Origin of the sequence: Brevundimonas sp. NPDC046655, assembly GCF_044901625.1 — a bacterium.
In the GTDB taxonomy this organism is placed as follows: Bacteria; Pseudomonadota; Alphaproteobacteria; order Caulobacterales; family Caulobacteraceae; genus Brevundimonas.
Window position 1 is genome coordinate 277,843 of the sequence record NZ_JBJDPV010000003.1, and the last position, 18,043, is coordinate 295,885.

Genomic DNA, 18,043 nt, shown 5'->3' on the forward strand with positions numbered 1-18,043 from the left:
TCTTCATCCACATGCGCGGCCAAGTCGCATATGGGCGACAGCGACGGAGAATCGGCGCGCGTGCGTTCCTTGTCCGGATGAACAGCGATAGACTGCGTTCAGCCCCCGTTCAGAGGCCCCTGTCTAGAAGACAAACCATGATGCGTATTCGAGCCCTCCTGCTGGCCGGCCTGATCGCCCTCGTCCCCCTGACGGACGCGGCGGCCCAGTCGCGCGGCCGCGACCGGGACCGCGACGAGGACCGTCGCGAGCAGCCCCGGAACTATCCGGGCCAGGGGCTGCGTGATGCGCCCCGCTCGGCGCCGCGCGCAGACCCCGGCGATGTCGCCCGGCGGGTCCAGTCCAACCGTCCCGGCCGGATGCTGGGCGTGCAGGAGCGCGGCGGCGACTATGTGGTGCGCTGGGAATATCCGGGCGGACGCGTGTCGGACATACAGGTTGACGGCCGGTCCGGCCGGGTTCGCGGAGACGACTGAATGCGGGTGCTGCTTGTCGAGGACGACGTCGATCTGTCGCGCCAGCTGAAGACCGCACTTTCCGACGCCGGATACGCCGTCGACCACGCCCCGGACGGCGAGGAAGCCTGGTTCCTGGGCGACACCGAACCCTATGACGTGGTGGTGCTGGATCTGGGCCTGCCCAAGATCGACGGGGTGTCGGTGCTGGAGCGCTGGCGCCGCGAAGGCAAGGCCACGCCGGTTCTGATCCTGACGGCGCGCGGCGCCTGGTCGGACAAAGTGGCGGGCTTCGACGCCGGGGCCGATGACTATCTGACCAAGCCCTTCCACACCGAGGAGCTGCTGGCCCGCCTGCGCGCCCTGCTGCGTCGCTCGGCAGGCCATGCGGCGGCGACCCTGACCTGCGGCGGCCTGCGTCTGGACCCGCGCGCGGCGCGGGCGACGGTGAACGGCGAGCCGCTGCGCCTGACGTCGCTGGAATACCGTTTGCTGCACTACATGATGATGCATCAGGGCCGGGTCATCAGCCGCACCGAGCTGGTCGAGCACCTGTATGATCAGGACTTCGACCGCGACTCCAACACCATCGAGGTCTTTGTCGGTCGCCTGAGGAAGAAGATCGGTTCGGACCGGATCGAGACGGTGCGCGGACTGGGCTATCGCCTGTCGCCGCTGGCCGGCGAGAGCGACGCGGCCTGATCCGTGACCGACGCCGGGGCGGTTGAAGCGCCCGCCAAGCCGCACGGGAACGAATGGGGGCGCTGGCTGGGGCGGCCGGGCAAGTCGCTGACGCGGCGGCTGATCTGGCTGGCCTCGGCCTGGATTCTGGTGGCCCTTGTGGTCACGGGCGTGGTGCTGACCTCGGTGTTCCAGGAATCGGCGCTGCGACGACTGGGCAATATGCTGGGCGACACCATCGACGAGACGGTGGTGGCCGCCAGCATAACCCCCGAGGGCGAGGTCTTCGTCGGCGAAATCCGCGACGCGCGCACCGAGCGCCTGCTGTCGGGCAAGTACTGGATGGTGGCCGAGCCCGGCAGCGACGGGCGGCTGCAGGTGGTGGCGCGCTCCGCCTCTCTTGGCCGGGCCGATCTGGAATATGCGCCGGATCTGGATGAGCGGCTGCGCGAAGCCTTCGGCCAGACCATCAGCTACAACGCCGAGGACGGCCCCAAGGGCGAGCCCCTGCGCATCGCCGCCAGCATGAAGCAACTTCCGGGGCGGACCGCGCCGATCGTCTTCTTCGCCGGGGTGGATCGCTCGGACATCGACGCCGACACGCGCCAGTTCGCCACCGTGACCTGGGTGGCCATGCTGCTGCTGGGGGCCGGTCTGGTCTCGGCGGTCTTCATCCAGGTGCGGGTGGGGCTGCGGCCCCTGTTCGACCTGCGCGACGAGATTTCAGACGTGCGCAAGGGCCGCTCGCACCGGGTCGAGGGGGTCTATCCGCTGGAGATCCAGCCCCTGGCCGAACAGGTGAACCGGCTGCTGACCCACAACCAGGAGACGGTGGAGCGCCAGCGCACCCACGTCGGCAACCTGGCCCATGCGCTGAAGACGCCGTTGGCGGTCATGCTGGCCGAGGCGGGGACCAGCGAGGGCGTCCTGCCCGACATGGTGCGCAAGCAAACACGGGTCATGCAGGACCAGGTCGACCACCACCTGCGCCGCGCCCGCGCCGCCGCCCGCGCCGCCCATGGTCTGGGCGAAACCACGCCGGTGGGAGAGGTGCTGGACGAGCTGGCCGTCATGCTGGAGCGGGTGTTCGAGACCAAGGGCGTCGAGATCGACTGGCGCGCGCCGGACGACCTGGCCTTCCTGGGCGAGCGTCAGGACCTGCAGGAAATCTTTGGCAACTTGATCGAGAACGCCGCCAAGTGGTGCCGGCGCCGGGTGCGGATTTCAGCCGGCGCTTCGATCCCCGGCCAGATGATCGTGGTGGTTGAGGACGACGGCCCCGGCCTGCCCGCCGACCAGCGCGACGCTGCCCTGAAGCGCGGCACGCGGATGGACGAGGACACGCCGGGCACCGGCCTGGGCCTGTCCATCGTCGAGGACCTGACCCGCGCCTATGGCGGCCGCGTCACCCTGGCCGACAGCGACATGGGCGGGCTGAAGGTGCTGCTGGAACTGCCGGCGGCGGAGGGATGAGGAGCTGAGGCTAGAAGCGGGCGTGTCGGGTGTCCGCTAGGGGTGGTTAGCGATCATGGCGATCAATAAATTAAGGTAGTCAGGAGAATTGGGGGCAAGCGATCATCCGCCGGGACTTGCTCAAGCTCTCACAATGGACGTTGGATCGATGAGAATGAAAAAGCAGCCATCGAGCGATATTGTGTTGTGGGTTTGTGTGGCTTCAATACTGTCTGCAATATTTTGTATTTTGATCAAAGAAGAAAATTATCTATTTAACGCTGTTGCATTTATAGCGGGGATATTTACTTTTTTATATGCAATATATTTGGCAGATGAAAGACTTCGCCAAAGAGGGAAGAGCGCGTCGTGGCTTATAATTTTCTTTGGTCCAGCTGTGGCGGCAATTATGTTTTCCCAGCTTTTACCTGAGGGTGAGGACAAGCTGATAATGCTATATATCATAGTATGTTGTTTGCTTGTTGTTCCTCCAGCCGTATGGGGGGTGTGCGAATTGTCGACAAAGCCAAATAATGAGGATAAAATTATTTGATCTTATTAAGGGGTGGTGTTTGATTTTTGTGCCGCCACGCCCTTTGGATTGGCTAAATTAGGCAGTTCAGAAGTCTTTCATGACGTCCGCAACGGGTCGAAAGCAGACCATAGGCCGCTCTGCCGGACGACGAGGGCGGCGCTGTGCCCGCCGCCCTAATATAGTCGCTTGAAGCTTGGCCATATTCGCTGCGGGCCGTGAGGCGGCGTGGGGAATGAGGGAAGGCTATGACGTCGCGTTTTATTTGCGGGCGGTTCGGGCTGGCAGCGGCCTTGCTGTTGTTTTCGGCGACGGGCGCGGCCGCCGGGGAGCGGCCGGACGTCGTCCCGGCCATGGCGGCGTTCGAGCAGGCGCGGGTCCTGTGCGAGGCAGACGGCGGGCGGGCCTGGGGCGTCAGCCTGTGCGGGCCTGTGCTGATCGCCGATCCGGCGACGCGACAGGTCATCGCCAACATGGACGGGGTCGATGCGGCGCTGGAACGCGAGGGCGAGGTCTTCCGGGGCCAATTGCCGGACGCCGTGCCGATCGCCAACACCGCCGTGCGCTGGAACGGCCGCGTCTGGACCATGCTGGTCGCGCCTGTGCCGGCGGATGAGCCGGGGCGGTCCATCCTGCTGATGCATGAGGCCTGGCACCGGATTCAGGATCAGATCGGCTTGAAGGCGGCGAACGCCGACCAGCCGCAGCTGGCGATGGAGGCGGGGCGGGTCTCGCTGCGTCTGGAACTGCGGGCGCTGGCGGCGGCGCTGGCGGCGAGCGACCCGGCCGCGCGTCGTGTCGCGGTGGAGGACGCCCTGACCTTCCGCGCCTGGCGCCATGCTCGTTTCCCCGAGGCGCAGGTCGCCGAGGACGCCATGGAGCGGCATGAGGGACTGGCCGAATACACCGGCCGTTTTCTGTCGCGCGACGACGTCATGATCCCGCATCTGGTCGAGCATCTGGGGCGGGGAGACCGGGTTCGCGAATATGCGCGGTCCTTCGCCTATTACACCGGGCCAGCCTACGGCCTGCTGCTGGATGCGGCGGCGCCGGACTGGAAGGCGTCGTGGGACCGGCGCGAGGGCCTGCCGCAACTCCTGGCGCAGGCGCTGGGCCTGCAGATCGCCGCCGGGGATGCGACGTTCGCGGCGCGCGGGGCGGCCTATGGGGCGACAACGGTTCAGGCTGAAGAGGCGGCGCGGGCGCTGGAGCAGGCGGCCCGCGTCGCGAGCCTGAGGGCCGGGCTGGTGGACGGCCCGGTGCTGGTCGCGCCTGTCGCCGGGGCGAGCTTCAGCTTCGATCCCAACAAGGTGACGCCCCTGCCGCCCGAGGGGACCGTCTATGGCGTCATTCGCGCCGCCGCCGACTGGGGCGTGCTGACCGTCGAGAAGGACGGGCTTCTGTCGACGGACTGGTCGCGCCTGATCGTCGCTCACGGCGGGACGACCCCGACGCAGGACGGGTTGAAGGGCGAGGGCTGGGCCCTGACGCTCAAGCCGGAGTGGCGTCTGACGCCCGGGCCGCGCGACGGCGACTGGACGATCGCGCGACGTCCGTGAGTTCAGCGCGAGGACAGGCGGCTCCCAATCCCCTGTTAACCCGAAGGGCGCACCCTGACCCCCGTGGCCGGGATTCGGTTCGGCCTGAGGAGAATGCATGGCGGACCTATCGGCCGCGCAAAGGGCCGCCCTGGCCCAGCTGATCGCCGCTTGCCCGGATCATCTGCTGTCCCAGCTGGAAGCGCTGGCGGCGGCGATGACGGGGGATCGGGCGTGGGCGCTGCGCGACATGGTCGAGGCCGAGGTTTTGGACCGGCGACGGCGGGATACGGCCTTTGCGCCGCTGAGGCCGTTGTTCCGCCGCCGCGAGGACGGGCTGGAGGGGCTGAGCTTTCCTGCAAGCGTGCCCGGGCGGCTGTGGCGGCTGGCCACACGCAACGAGCCGGAACTGCTGCCGCAGCTGGACCGCGACGACGAACTGTCGCGCATGGTGGCCGATCGCCTGTGCCTGAGCGCTGCCTCGGCGGTGCGGGATCAGGGCGAGGCGCTGTGGCCCGGCGCCAGCGCGGCGCAGCTGGCGGAACTGTCTTCCTGTTTTGATCTGGCGGCCCTGGCGCGCCGGTCCCTGGACTATCTGGAGACCTGGCTGGGACGGCCGGGGCCGGAGGCGGTCGCCGAGTTGAAGCTGGCGTTGCGGCAGGCGGGCTCGATCGCGCCGGACGGGGCGGGACGGCTGATGGAGATGCTGTTCGCCCACATGCCGGACGCACGCATGATGTTGCGGGTCGTGGCCCAGGCGACGCCGACGGCCGGGCGCGAAACCCTGCTGAGCGAAAGCGAGCTGGCGGTCTTCGTCGATCGCGTGGTGACGGCGCTGGCGCATCGCGCGGCCGAGGCGGCGGCCTTTGATCCCACGGCGGCGGGGGCGGACGCCGCCCTGCTGAAGGCCGATCTGGACTGGTGCGCCGAAACCCTGTCGGAGATCGACATGACCCTGTCGCTGCGGGCGGACAGCGCCTGGGGCAAGGCGGTGCGGCAGGCGCGGCTGAAGATCGCCCTGCGTTTGTCCGAACTGTTCAGCGCCGCCGAGAAGGCGACGGGCAAGGTGCTGCCGGTCGAGCGCGCGGCCATGGCGGGGCGCATGACGCGTCCGGCGCCGCGTCTGGACGAGGCGGTCGATGCGGCGACGGCGGATCGGGCCAAGGCCCTGGCGGCGGTCATCGGCCTGGTGCGTGGACCCGCCACGGTGTTCGGCTGCGAGGCGGAGCGACGCCAGACGGCGGAAGGCCTGACCGGACGGCTGGCGACCTGGGCCGACGAGGCGCTGGAGCGGCTGAACGACGGCGAGGCGACGGATGAGGGGGTGGCGCGCAAGCGGATCGCCCTGACTGCTGAGCTGCTGGGTCTGATCGGGGCCAGGGAGGCCCAGCGCACGGTGCGGCGGCGGCTGACGGTGGCCGGGGCGCCGCCCAGCGTGGCGGTCGAGGCTGCGACCTCGGGAGCCTCGCGTCGGCGCGCCTGATCCGCTAGAGCGCAGGGCATGACGATCTTCTGGATCATGACGGGACTGGCTGCGGCGATGGCCGGGCTTCTGGTTCTGGCCGGCGCGCGACGCGGGGCGGACGCCGAAGCCGTCGTCGATCGCGACGCCGCCGGGCGCGAGTTGGCCGAGCTGGACCGCCTGAAGACGCGCGGCCTGCTGGACGAGGCGGGCTGGACCGCCGCGCGGGCCGAGGCGGGGCGGCGGCTGCTGGCCGCGCGCCGCGACGTGCGGACGCCGGTCGTGGGCGCCAAGGACCGTCTGTGGGTTCTGGGCGGCATCGGGCTGACGGCGGCGGTTTCACTGGCGCTCTATCTGGGGCTCGGCGCGCCGGGCATGGCGGATCAGGCCTATGAGACGCGGGTGCGTGGGTGGGCCTCTTCGCCCGAGACGCTGGAGCCGGCGCAGGCGGCGGCGGTCATCGGCCGCATCGTCAAGGACCGGCCTGACGACCATCGCGCCCTGACCATGCTGGGCGCGGCCCGGTTCGAGGCGGGCGACCCCATCGGCGCGGCCTCGGCCTTCCGCCGGGCGCTGGTGATTGAACCTGACGACGCCCAGAGCTGGGCGCGGCTGGGCGAGAGCCTGGTGCGGGCCAATGAGGGGGCGGTCGGCGGCGACGCCGAGGCGGCCTTCCGCGAGGCATTGAAGCGCGATCCGAACCAACTGGGCGCGCGCTACTTCCTCGGCGAAGCGGCGCTGAAGCGCGGCGACAAGGCGGGGGCGGCGGCGGTCTGGGGGCCGCTGATCGCGGCGCTGGAGCCGAACGATCCGCGCCGGGCCGACCTGCAACAAAGACTGGGCGGGGCCGGATGACGGCGCGCTGCAACCCTTCTGTGATGTCCTGACATGAGCTGGCTTCCCAAATCGCCCAAGGCGCGGCGGCGCCTGTGGATCGTGGCGGCGGCGGCGCCCGTGCTGGCCCTGGCGGTCGGCCTGTCGCTGTGGGCCATGAAGGACAACGTCACCTACTTCTTCTCGCCGTCCGAAGTGACCGAGGAGGCCGCGCCGGTCGGGCGGGTGATCCGTCTGGGCGGGCTGGTCGAGGCCGGCAGCGTGGTCAAGGGCGCGGACGGGACGGTGGTCTTCGTCGTCACCGACAACGTGGGCTCGTCCAAGGTCAGCTATCACGGCGACCTGCCCGACCTGTTCCGCGAGGGGCAGGGGATCGTCGCCCAGGGCGCCTTCCGTCCCGACCGCGTGTTTGAAGCCAGTCAGGTGCTGGCCAAGCACGATGAGACCTATATGCCGCGCGAAGTCGCTGACCGTCTGAAGGAAAAGGGCGAGTGGCGGCCTGAGACGGGCGAAGCGGCCCCGAGCCAAGCGAGCCGCAGCCTGTGATCGTCGAACTGGGGGCGTTCGCGCTGATCCTGGCCCTGGTTCTGGCCGGGCTGACGACGGCGCTGGCGACGGCGGGCCGGCTGAGGCTGAGCCCGGTGCTGGCCGGGGCCGCGGGCGGGGCGCTGATCGCCTCGGCGGCGGCGACGACGCTGGCCTTTGCGGCCCTGATCTATGCCTTTGCGGTGTCGGACTTCTCGGTGTCGAACGTGGCCCTGAACAGCCACACCGACAAGCCGATGCTGTACAAGGTCGCCGCCGCCTGGGGCAGCCATGAAGGCTCGCTGGTGCTGTGGTGCCTGGTCATGACCGGCTTCGGCGGGGCGCTGGCGCTGGCGCGCGGTCTGCCGTTCGGGCTGAAGACGTCGAGCGTCGCGGTGCAGGGCGCGCTGTCGACCATGTTCCTGGCCTTCGCCGTCTTCACGTCCAACCCGTTCGCGCGGCTGGACCCGGCGCCGGTGCAGGGGGCGTCGCTGAACCCATTGTTGCAGGACCCGGCGCTCGCCTTCCATCCGCCGCTGCTCTACGCGGGCTATGTCGGGTTTTCGGTCTGTTTCTCGCTGGCGGTCGCCGCGCTGATCGAGAAGCGGGTCGATCCGGCCTGGGGCCGCTGGGTGCGGCCGTGGGCGCTGGCGTCCTGGGCCTTCCTGACGGTCGGCATCCTGCTGGGCTCGTTCTGGGCCTATTACGAGCTGGGGTGGGGCGGCTGGTGGTTCTGGGACCCGGTGGAGAACGCCAGCTTCATGCCGTGGCTGGCGGGGGCGGCTCTGCTGCACTCGGCCATCGTGACCGAGCGGCGCGGGGCGCTGGCGGGGTGGACGGTTTTCCTCGCCATCCTGGCCTTCACCTTCTCCATGCTGGGGGCGTTTCTGGTGCGCTCGGGCGTGCTGACGAGCGTCCACGCCTTCGCCGTCGATCCGCAGCGGGGGATGATGCTGCTGGCCATCTTGGGCGCAGCGGCGGGGGCGGCCTTCATCCTGTTCGCCTTCAGGGCGCCGGCCATCCGGTCGGGTGCGGCATTCGCGCCGATCAGCCGCGAAGGCGCCCTGGTGCTGAACAACCTCTTCCTGACGGCGGCGGCGGCGACGGTGCTGCTAGGGACCCTGTATCCGCTGATCCTCGAGGGGATTTCGGGGGCGACCATTTCGGTGGGGCCGCCCTATTTCAACGCCACCTTCACGCCGTTGATGGTGGTGGCCTGTCTGATCCTGCCCGCCGGGCCTCTGCTGGCGTGGAAGCGCGGGGACCTGAAGGGGGCCTTGCAGCGGCTGTGGCTGGCGGCGGGTCTGGCGGTCGTGGCGGCTCTCGCGGCCTTCGCGCTGTTCGAGCCGAAAAAGGCGCTGGCGGCGGCGGGACTGGGCGTCGGGGCCTGGCTGATCCTGGGGGCGCTGGCCGAGGTCGGCGTGCGCACCAAGGCCTTCCGGGCGCCGGTGGCTGAGACCCTGCGTCGCGCCAAGGGTCTGCCGCTGGGCGCCTGGGGCATGGCCCTGGCCCATGCCGGGCTGGGGGTCTTCATTCTGGGAGCCGTGGTCGAGACCAGCTTCAAGGCCGAGGCGGCGGCGGCGGTCCCTCTGGGCGGCGTGGTGTCGTCGGGGCCGTGGCGGGTGCGTCTGGACGCGGTCGAGGTGATCGAGGGGCCGAACTATCTGGCCGAGCAGGGGCGGCTGACGGTCATGCCGGTCGAAGGAAAGGCGGTCGAGCGTGTCGTCACCGCCGAGCGCCGCTTCTTCCCGGCGGGCGGGCAGACGACGACCGAGGTGGGCCTCGACTTCCGCGGGCTGGACGACGTCTATGTGGTCATGGGCGAACGCGCCCGGTCCGAGGGCGGCGAGCAGGCCTGGACGGTGCGGGTCTATTACAATCCGTGGGCGCGCCTGATCTTCCTCGGCCCGCTGATCATGGCTCTGGGCGGGGTGCTGTCCCTGCTGGACCGGCGGCTGCGGGTCGGGGCGGGATCGCGCAAGAAGGCGGAGGCCAGGGCGTGAGGCGGCTGGCGGCGCTGACCGGGGCTCTGGCCCTGATGGCGGGCGCGGCGATGGCGGAGCCGCCGCCGGCGCCGGATCGTCCCTTGCCCGACGCGGCGCAAGAGGCGCGGGCACGCGCCCTGTTCAGCGACATCCGCTGCGTCGTCTGCCAGCACGAATCCATCGCCGACAGCCCGGCGGGCATTGCCGCCGACATGCGCCGTCTGGTCCGCGAGGAGATCGCGGCGGGCAAGAGCGATCAGGCGGTGCGTCAGGACCTGGTGCGGCGCTACGGCGACTACATCCTGTTCCAGCCGCCGGTGCGGGCGGGGACCTGGCTTTTGTGGTTCGGGCCTTTCGCTTTGGTGCTGGGCGCGGGAGCGGTCTTCGTCTGGCGTTCGCGGCGTCGTCGGGTCGAGGTTCAGCCTCTGACGGCGGAGGAAGAACAGGCGCTGGCGGACCTGACGGCCGAACCTGACGAAAGCGAGAGCCTTTCGCCGCGATCCTGACGCAAGCGCGCCTCACGGCGAACGCGGATCGGGGACAACCATCGCGCGGGCGTGCATTGGCTTGGGCCGTAACGCCCTATATTCATGGGCGAACGGAGCTTCTGGAGCTCCGCCTTTCAGGACTGCAAGGACGACGATGCTGAAGCGCAAGGAGTTCATTCTGGGGGCCGCCGTCGGCCTGACCTTCGCCGCCGCCGCGACGGCGGGCGGGGTCATCAGCTGGCCGGGCGCCCAGGCCGCGCCCGCCGCCGCACAGGCGGGACGACTGGTCCCCTCTGCCGGGGCCGCGGGTCTCGCCTTTGCACCGCCGCAGGGTGCGCCGCTCAGCTTCGCCGACATCTTCCAGCAGGTCGCGCCCGCCGTGGTGCAGATCGACGTCAAGACGCGGGTGCAGCGCCCCAATGGCGGCGGTTTTCTGCAGATCCCCGGCTTCGGCGCCGTGCCCATCCCCGGTCAGCCGCGCGGCGGCGGTTCGGATGAAGACAGTGAAGAGGACAATTCGACCACGGCCCAAGGCGCCGGATCGGGCTTCTTCATTTCGGCCGACGGCTTCATCGTCACCAACAACCACGTCGTGGCGGACGCGATCGAGATCAACGTCAAGCTGAGTGACGGGCGCGAGCTGAAGGGGCGTCTGGTCGGTCGCGACGAGGGAACGGATCTGGCGGTCATCAAGGTCGATGGCGAAGCCTTCCCGTTCGTCAGCTTCGAGGAAACGGCGGCTCCGCGCGTCGGCGACTGGGTCATCGCCGTGGGCAACCCGTTCGGTCTGGGCGGCTCGGCTACGGCGGGCATCGTTTCGGCGATGTCGCGCGATATCGATCCGGCCGGCTACAACGAGTATTTGCAAATCGACGCCGCCATCAACCGGGGCAACTCGGGCGGTCCGACCTTTGACATCTATGGTCGGGTGATCGGCGTCAACACGGCGATCTTCTCGCCGACGGGCGGTTCTGTCGGCATCGGCTTCGCTATTCCGGCGGCCACGGCCAAGAGCGTCACCGACCGTCTGATGCGTGGCGAAAAAATCGAACGGGGCTTCGTCGGCCTTGGCCTTCGCACCCTCAGCGAAGATGGCTGGGAGGCTCTGGGGCAGCCCAGGAACTTTAAGGGCGCGCTGGTGGAAACTGTCACCGAGGGCGCGCCAGCTTCGCGAGCAGGCGCGCAGATTGGCGACTTGCTTGTGAGCGTCAACGGCGAGGCGGTCGCCAATAGCGTCGAGGCGACCCGTCGCGTCGGCGCGGCCAAGCCGGGCGATACTATTCGTCTTGAGGTGATCCGCGACGGTCGTCGTCAGACTCTGAACGTCCGTGCGGGCGTCCGGCCCTCTGAAGATGAACTCGCGGCGGCGGACGAGGGCGGTGCTGCCCCTGGGGCCGCAAAGCCGAGCGCAAGCGAAACGGTGGAAGGCCTGGGCCTGACGCCGCTGACTGCGGCCGCGCGGTCGCGCTACAGCATTCCCGAGAGCGTCTCGGGTCTGGTGGTGACGAATGTGGCGCAAGGCTCGTCGGCGGCCCGCCTTGGCTTCCAGCCGGGCTTCGTCATCACGCGCGCAAACACCCAGACGGTGAGTTCGGCGGTGGACCTTCGGGCGGTGGTGGAAGCCGCCAAACAGGCGGGGCGTCCCAGCGTCCTGTTGTTCGTCCGCACGCCGCAGGGCACCAGCGTCGTGCCGCTGCCCTTCGCCAAGTCTGAATAAGGCGTAACTCACAGGATCGGCGGCGATGCGCTAACATTGCCGCCGAATCTATTTTGGGAGGGGTCCATGCGTATTCTGGTGGTCGAGGACGACGCTGAAGCGGCGACCGCGATGGTGCGCGGCCTGTCCGAGGCCGGGCATGAGGTGACGCACGCCGTGGACGGCGCCTTCGGCCTGCTGGAATCGCAGAAGGGCGGCTACGATGTCTATGTCGTGGACCGCATGATGCCGCGTCTGGACGGCGTCGGCATGGTCGAGACGGTGCGCAAGGGCGGCGATCAGACGCCGGTCCTCTTCCTGTCGGCCCTGGGCGAGGTCGAGGACCGGGTGACGGGGCTGAAAGCCGGCGCCGACGACTATCTGGTCAAGCCCTACGCCTTCGCCGAGCTGATCGCGCGGGTCGAGGCGCTGGCCCGTCGTCGCGAGACGGGCGGGGTGCAGACCGTGCTCAAGGTCGGCGACCTGGAAATGAACCTGATCGGCCGCACCGTGCATCGCGGCACGACCGAGATCGACCTGCAGCCGCGCGAGTTCCAGCTTCTGGAGTTCCTGATGCGCCACGCCGGCCAGTCGGTGACGCGCACCATGCTGCTGGAGAAGGTCTGGGAATACCACTTCGACCCCCAGACCAATGTCATCGACGTCCACATCAGCCGCCTGCGCTCCAAGATCGACAAGGGCTTCGACAAGGCCATGCTGCAGACCGTGCGCGGCGCGGGGTACCGGCTGGAGGCGTAGGGCGGCCTGCAACAGCATTCTCCCTCCCCGTTCGGGGAGGGTGGTCGCGTAGCGACCGGGTGGGGAGGGCCGGGCGATGCAGCATCATCGCTGCCTGGCTTTGCCCAACAGGGCTCGGTTGATTGGGGAGGGCTAGGCGGAATGGCCATCGTCGCCAGAGCGCGAGCAATGCGAAAGGCGCTGACGCCGGCCGAGGCGCGTCTTTGGTTGGCCTTGCGCGCTTTGCGCGCCGAGGGACTCCACTTTCGAAGACAGGCTCCACTGAGAGGCTATTTTCTCGACTTCGCTTGCGCCGATCGCTTCCTGATCGTTGAGGTTGATGGTTCGTCGCACGATGACGAGGATCGGGCGCGCAAGGATCGGGTTCGGGACGCCGTTTTGGCGAGAGAGGGATGGCGGACGTTACGTTACACGAACCTCGCTGTTCGGGATGAACTTGAAGCCTTAGTTGAGGATGTGCGGATGCATTGCCTTGCCCGCCCCACCCGCTCGGCGCTGCGCGCCGACCACCCTCCCCGGGACGGGGAGGGAGAAATGTCGCGCTCATGAAGCTGCCCTCCCTTTTCCGGCGGACGCCGTTTCGGCTGACGCTGCTGTTTCTGGCGCTGTTCGTGGCCACGGCCAGCGCGGTGCTGGCCTATGTCTATGTCGCCTCGGCGTCGGAGGCGCGGGCGCGGGCTGAGGCGGGGGTGCGCAGCGAGGTCGAGGCTCTGACGGCGGTTTACCGCACGCGTGGCGTGAACGCCCTGAACCAGGCCATGGTGGACCGGACGCTGCGGGGCGGATCCTACCTCTATCTGCTGATGGACAAGGATCGGAAGACGATCACCGGCAATATCTCGACCTCGCCGCTGGACCCCGGCGCGGCGGTGCAGGGCGGGCGCTGGGACGATTTCCGCCTGACCGACACCGACGAGGAAGGCCGGGTGCGCAAGCGTCAGGCCATCGGCGTGGAGATGCCCCTGTCGGGCGGCGAACAGCTGTTCGTCGGCGAGGACATCGGCGACATCGAGGCCTATCTGGCGCGACTGACCCAGGCCCTGTGGGGGGCCATGATCATGGTCCTGGTGCTGGGGGTCGGCGGCGGCCTGTGGATCAGCCGGGGCGTTGAGCGGGCCATGGGCGGGCTGAACCGCGTGGTTTCGGCGGTGCAGGAGGGCGACCTGAAGGTGCGCGCCCCGGTCAGGCACTCGGGCGACGAGCTGGACGAACTGGGTCAGGGGCTGAACACCATGCTGGACCGGCTGGAGGCCTCGATGGCCTCGATCCGCCACGCGGGGGACGCCATCGCCCACGACCTGCGCTCGCCGCTGACGCGGATGCGCGCCAAGCTGGAGGTGGCGCTGATCGACGCCGAGGCGGGCAAGGTGTCGGGCGTGGATGCGCTTAGCATCGCCCTGGACGAGGCGGATCTGCTGCTGAAGACCTTCAACACCGTCTTGGCCATCGCGCGATTGCAGGCGGGCGGAGCGCCCGATCCCAAGGTGTTCGACGCCGCCGAACTGGCCATCGACATGGCCGAGCTCTATGAGCCCTCCGGCGAGGACAAGGGGCTGGAGTTCTCGGCCGAGATCGAGAAGGGGCTGATGATCGAGGGCAACCAGCCCTTCCTGGCCCAGGCTCTCGCCAACATCATCGACAACGCCATCAAATATACGCCCGAGGGCGGGGCGGTGAAGTTCCGCGCCCGACGCCGGTCGTCCGGCGAGATCGAGTTTTCGGTCACCGACACCGGGCCGGGGGTGCCGGACGAGGACCGCGAGCGGGTGTTGCAGCGCTTTGTCCGGCTGGACAACAGCCGCACCGAGCCGGGCTCGGGTCTGGGCCTGTCGCTGGTGACGGCGGTGGCCGAGGCCCACGGCGGGCGGGTGCAATTGGACGAGGGGCCGGGGGCCTATGGCGGACAGGGGCCGGGCCTGCGCGTGGCCCTGGTCCTGCCCCCGGCGAGCGAGCCGGCGGCCTGATGAACGAGGCCCAGAAAGACGGAATGCTGGGACCGAGGCTGAAACCGTGCGGGCCAGTGCGCGACGCCGAAGCGGCGGGACGCATCCACGAGCGGCTGGTCGAGGCGGCGGGCGAGGGCGGCTGGCGCGCGACGCTGGACGGAGCCTGGGCGGCGCTGGAGCCGGTGTTCGCGGCCTCGCCCTATCTGGCCGGGCTGGCGCGGCGCCGGCCCGAGCGGCTGCGACAAATCCTCGAGACGGCGCCCGAGACGCGGCTGGCCGAAATCCTGACCGCGACCCATGAGATCGACGGCCCGGCGGACGAGGCCAGGGCGCCGCTGCGGCATCTGAAGGCCGAACTGCATCTGCTGACGGCCCTGTCCGACCTCGGCGGGGTCTGGGATCTGGACGCGGTGACGGGCGCCCTGTCGCGCTTCGCCGACGCGGCGGCGCAGGCGGCGCTGCGCTGCGTAGCCCACGACCAACGCCGGCGCGGCAAGCTGATCTCGGCGGCGGATGACCCGCGCGGGCCTGTGCCCGGCCTCTTCGTCCTGGCCATGGGCAAGGGCGGGGCGTTCGAGCTCAACTATTCCTCGGACATCGACCTGTCGCTCTTCTTCGAGCCGGAGGTGCTGGAAGGGGCGCTGGCCGAGGGCGTGGAGGCGCAGGGCTTCGTCAATCGTCTGGCCCAGGGTCTGGCGACCCTTCTGACCGAGCGGACGGCGGACGGCTATGTCTTCCGGGTGGACCTGAGGCTCCGGCCCGATCCGTCCTCGACCCCGCCGGTGGTCGCGGCGCCCATGGCCCTGGCCTACTACGAATCCGTCGGTCAGAACTGGGAGCGGGCGGCCTTCATCAAGGCGCGCGTCTGCGCCGGGGATGCAGAGGAGGGAGCGGCCTTCCTGAAGGCTCTGGTTCCCTACATCTGGCGGCGCAGCCTCGATTATCAGGCCGTGCTGGACATCCAGTCGATCAAGAAACAGATCCATGTCCACAAGACCGGCGAGGGGCTGGAGGCGGCGGGCGCCAATCTGAAGCTGGGGCGCGGCGGCATCCGCGAGATCGAATTCTACGTCCAGACCCAGCAGCTGATCCTGGGCGGGCGCGACAAGGGGCTGAGGTCGTCGCGGACGCTGGAGGCGCTGGACGCCCTGACCGAGCGCGGCCATGTGACGCCCGAGGCGCGCGATGAACTGGCCGCCGCCTATCACGAGCTGCGGGCGCTGGAGCATCGGGTGCAGATGCTGGCCGACGAGCAGAGCCACGTCCTGCCGGTCGATCCCGAGCGGCGGGCCGATGTGGCGGCGCTGGCGGGGCATGGCGATCTGGCGGCGTTCGACGCCGGGGTCGAGGCGGTGCTGGTCGGCGTCAACCAGCGCTACGGCGAGCTGTTCGAGGGGGGCGAGGAACTGTCGTCGCCCTATGGCAGTCTGGTCTTCACCGGGGTCGAGAACGATCCCGGCACGCTGGAGACGCTGAAACGGATGGGCTTTTCCGAGCCCGCGACCGTGTCGGACACCATTCGCAGCTGGCACCACGGACGCATCCCGGCGACGCGGACGGCGCGCGGGCGCGAGCTGTTCACCCGGCTGGCCCCGCAACTGCTGACGGCGGTGGCCAGGACGGGGGCGCCGGACGCGGCCTTTCGCCGGTTCGCGGTCTTCTTCTCGGGCCTGAGCGCCGGGGTGCAGGTGCAGGCCCTGTTCCTGAACCAGCCGAAGCTGTTCGATCTGGTGGTCGGGGTCATGGCTTTCGCCCCCAGACTGGCGCGGGCTCTGGGTCGTCAGCCGCAGGCCCTGGACGGGGTGCTGGACGCGCGCTTCATGACGGCCCTGGGCACGGACACCGGCCTTGCCGATCAGGTGGTGCGCGAGGCGCATGAGGCTGGCGACTTTGAAAGCGCCATGAATGCGGTGCGCCGCCTGCACCGCGAGCAGACTTTCCGCATCGGCATGCATGTCGTCACCGGGCGGACCACGGCCGAGCAGGCCGGGCTGACCAACACCTCGCTGGCCGACGCCTGCATGCGGGGGCTGGCGCCGGCGGCCCTGGCCGAGGCCGAGCGGATGGGCGGGGCGTTCGAGGGCGCGGTCGCCGTGGTGGCCCTGGGCAAGGCCGGGTCGCGCGAGATGACGGCGGGGTCGGACCTGGACCTGATGACGGTCTATGCCGCGCCGCCCGAGGCGGTCTCGGCGGTCAAGGGGTGGAGCGCGGACCTCTTCTACGGGCGGTTCACGCAGCGGTTCATCGCCGCCCTGTCGGCCCACACCGCCGAGGGCGGGCTGTACGAGGTGGATATGCGGCTGCGACCGACGGGCTCCAAGGGGCCGGTGTCGGTGCGGCTGGAGGCGCTGGAGGCCTATTACGCAGAGGAGGCCGAGACCTGGGAGTTCATGGCCCTGACGCGCGGGCGACTGGTCTGGGCCAGCGACGCGGCGTTCGGCGCGCGGGTCGAGGCGACGCTGGAGGCGGCGCTGCGGCGGCCGCGTCCCGGTGTGGACGTGGCGCGGGACGTGCGGGCCATGCGCGACCTGATGGACCGCGAACGGCGGCCCAAGGGGTTCTGGGATCTGAAGCTGTCGGCGGGGGCGCAGGTCGACGCCGAGTTCGTCGCCCAGTACCGCCAGCTGTGCGCGGCGGCGGCGGGCGAACCGCTGACGGTCTCGACGCTGGAGGCGCTGAAGGACGATGCGGTTCTGGCCGAGACCTGGCGCACGCACCAGCAACTGGGGCAGTTGATGGCCTGCGCCTTCGACGGGCGTGGCGACCCGGACGCCGAGCCGGCGGGCTTCCAGCAGCGGCTGGCGGAAGCGGCGGGGGCGGCGGACTTCGAGACTCTGAAGGCGCAGTTGGTCGAGTTGCGGCTGCGGGCGCGAAACGCGTTCGAGGCGGCGCTGCCGAGCGGGCTGGACGGCGGTCGCGACGGAAACTGATCCGGGCGGCGTTCTATTTCTCGACAGGGATGTTTTCTGGCTGCGGCCCGTGGAGACCATCGAGATGAACAAGACCCTTGGCGGCGTGGCCGCCATCGCCATTCTGACCGTTTTCAGCAGCGTGGCTGTGGCCCAGACCGCTGCGCCGCAGCGACCCGCGCGGGCGGCCATGGCCCAGCCGGTCACGCAGGCGGACTTTGTTGCGCGCCGGGTCGAGCGCCTGCGCGCCGCTGACGCCAACCGAGACGGCACGGTCACGGCGGAAGAAATGCGCGCCGCCAGTCAAGCCAAGCGGGCCGAGCACCGCGCCGCCGCGTTTGATCGCCTGGACGCGAACAAGGACGGCTCGATCAGCCGGGCCGAGTTCGACGCGCCGCGCGCGGACGGCCAAAGGGCGGCTCGGGACGAGCGCGGCCGGCGCGGACCGCGCGCTGAACACGCCGGTCGCGGCCATCGCGGCGGCATGCATCGCGGGGCCGAGCGCATGGGGCGGGGCGGTGAAGGCCGCTTCCCGATCGTGATCGCCGAGGCCGAGCGCAAGGCGACGGAGGCCTTTACGCGTCTGGACGCCGATCGCGACGGGACGCTGACGGTCGAGGAGCGCCGTGCGGGCATGCAGGCGCGTCGCGCCGAGATGCGCCAGAAGCGTATCGAGCGTCGGGCCCCGGCGGCGTCGCCTTCGACGCCCGCTTCGGAGTAGGGTGGTGTCGGGGAAGGCGGTGCAGCCGTCGGCCCGTTTCGTGAACGGCGAAAGAGGCTG

The 18,043-nt window shown here is 69.7% G+C and carries 16 protein-coding genes; all 16 read left to right on the plus strand.

The features are described from left to right. The first annotated feature begins 137 nt into the window (after positions 1 to 137). The 16 genes from ACI2KI_RS11195 (at position 138) to ACI2KI_RS11270 (ending at position 17,983) form a co-directional block, all read left to right on the plus strand. Complete coding sequence (locus tag ACI2KI_RS11195) at positions 138 to 476, plus strand: hypothetical protein (protein WP_292083404.1); 339 nt, start codon at positions 138 to 140, stop codon at positions 474 to 476. Beyond that, the gene (locus ACI2KI_RS11200) at positions 477 to 1,157 is read left to right on the plus strand and encodes a response regulator transcription factor (protein WP_207825428.1); all 681 of its coding nucleotides are present in this window, start codon (positions 477 to 479) and stop codon (positions 1,155 to 1,157) included. It abuts the gene before it with no gap. 3 nt (positions 1,158 to 1,160) lie between these two features. Continuing rightward, the gene (locus ACI2KI_RS11205; RefSeq protein ID WP_404620087.1) at positions 1,161 to 2,609 is read left to right on the plus strand and encodes a sensor histidine kinase; all 1,449 of its coding nucleotides are present in this window, start codon (positions 1,161 to 1,163) and stop codon (positions 2,607 to 2,609) included. Positions 2,610 to 2,763: 154 nt separating this feature from the next. Continuing rightward, positions 2,764 to 3,141 carry a hypothetical protein gene (locus ACI2KI_RS11210; protein ID WP_292083406.1) on the plus strand — a complete coding sequence of 126 codons (378 nt, stop codon included), beginning with the start codon at positions 2,764 to 2,766 and terminating at the stop codon, positions 3,139 to 3,141. A 227-nt stretch (positions 3,142 to 3,368) separates the two neighbouring features. Further along, on the plus strand, positions 3,369 to 4,679 hold the full coding sequence (locus tag ACI2KI_RS11215) for a hypothetical protein (protein WP_404620089.1): 1,311 nt from the start codon (positions 3,369 to 3,371) through the stop codon (positions 4,677 to 4,679). 97 nt (positions 4,680 to 4,776) lie between these two features. Then, positions 4,777 to 6,141, plus strand: coding sequence for a hypothetical protein (locus ACI2KI_RS11220; protein WP_404620091.1), 1,365 nt, complete (start codon positions 4,777 to 4,779; stop codon positions 6,139 to 6,141). An 18-nt stretch (positions 6,142 to 6,159) separates the two neighbouring features. Further along, positions 6,160 to 6,975, plus strand: coding sequence for a c-type cytochrome biogenesis protein CcmI (gene ccmI / locus ACI2KI_RS11225; protein ID WP_404620093.1), 816 nt, complete (start codon positions 6,160 to 6,162; stop codon positions 6,973 to 6,975). Positions 6,976 to 7,008: 33 nt separating this feature from the next. Continuing rightward, the gene (ccmE, locus tag ACI2KI_RS11230; RefSeq protein ID WP_404620095.1) at positions 7,009 to 7,500 is read left to right on the plus strand and encodes a cytochrome c maturation protein CcmE; all 492 of its coding nucleotides are present in this window, start codon (positions 7,009 to 7,011) and stop codon (positions 7,498 to 7,500) included. Further along, positions 7,497 to 9,482, plus strand: a complete 1,986-nt coding sequence (locus tag ACI2KI_RS11235; protein WP_404620097.1) for a heme lyase CcmF/NrfE family subunit — start codon at positions 7,497 to 7,499, stop codon at positions 9,480 to 9,482. The genes ccmE and ACI2KI_RS11235 overlap by 4 nt, the downstream gene beginning before the upstream one ends. Then, entirely contained in the window at positions 9,479 to 9,970 is a 492-nt protein-coding gene (locus ACI2KI_RS11240) for a cytochrome c-type biogenesis protein (RefSeq protein ID WP_404620099.1), read from the plus strand. The genes ACI2KI_RS11235 and ACI2KI_RS11240 overlap by 4 nt, the downstream gene beginning before the upstream one ends. Positions 9,971 to 10,106: 136 nt before the next feature. After that, positions 10,107 to 11,669 carry a trypsin-like peptidase domain-containing protein gene (locus tag ACI2KI_RS11245; protein ID WP_404620101.1) on the plus strand — a complete coding sequence of 521 codons (1,563 nt, stop codon included), beginning with the start codon at positions 10,107 to 10,109 and terminating at the stop codon, positions 11,667 to 11,669. Between the two features lie 66 nt (positions 11,670 to 11,735). Then, positions 11,736 to 12,407: a response regulator transcription factor gene (locus tag ACI2KI_RS11250; protein WP_248117903.1), complete on the plus strand. Its 672-nt coding sequence runs from the start codon at positions 11,736 to 11,738 to the stop codon at positions 12,405 to 12,407. A 141-nt stretch (positions 12,408 to 12,548) separates the two neighbouring features. Continuing rightward, positions 12,549 to 12,956 (plus strand): endonuclease domain-containing protein, encoded by a 408-nt coding sequence (locus ACI2KI_RS11255; RefSeq protein WP_404620104.1) that lies wholly within the window; start codon positions 12,549 to 12,551, stop codon positions 12,954 to 12,956. Continuing rightward, on the plus strand, positions 12,953 to 14,371 hold the full coding sequence (locus ACI2KI_RS11260; RefSeq protein WP_404620106.1) for an ATP-binding protein: 1,419 nt from the start codon (positions 12,953 to 12,955) through the stop codon (positions 14,369 to 14,371). The genes ACI2KI_RS11255 and ACI2KI_RS11260 overlap by 4 nt, the downstream gene beginning before the upstream one ends. Next, a complete protein-coding gene (locus ACI2KI_RS11265) occupies positions 14,371 to 17,283 on the plus strand; it encodes a bifunctional [glutamine synthetase] adenylyltransferase/[glutamine synthetase]-adenylyl-L-tyrosine phosphorylase (protein WP_404620108.1) in 2,913 nt (970 codons plus the stop codon). The genes ACI2KI_RS11260 and ACI2KI_RS11265 overlap by 1 nt, the downstream gene beginning before the upstream one ends. A 64-nt stretch (positions 17,284 to 17,347) precedes the next feature. Continuing rightward, complete coding sequence (locus tag ACI2KI_RS11270) at positions 17,348 to 17,983, plus strand: EF-hand domain-containing protein (protein WP_404620110.1); 636 nt, start codon at positions 17,348 to 17,350, stop codon at positions 17,981 to 17,983. The last annotated feature ends 60 nt before the right edge of the window (positions 17,984 to 18,043 follow it).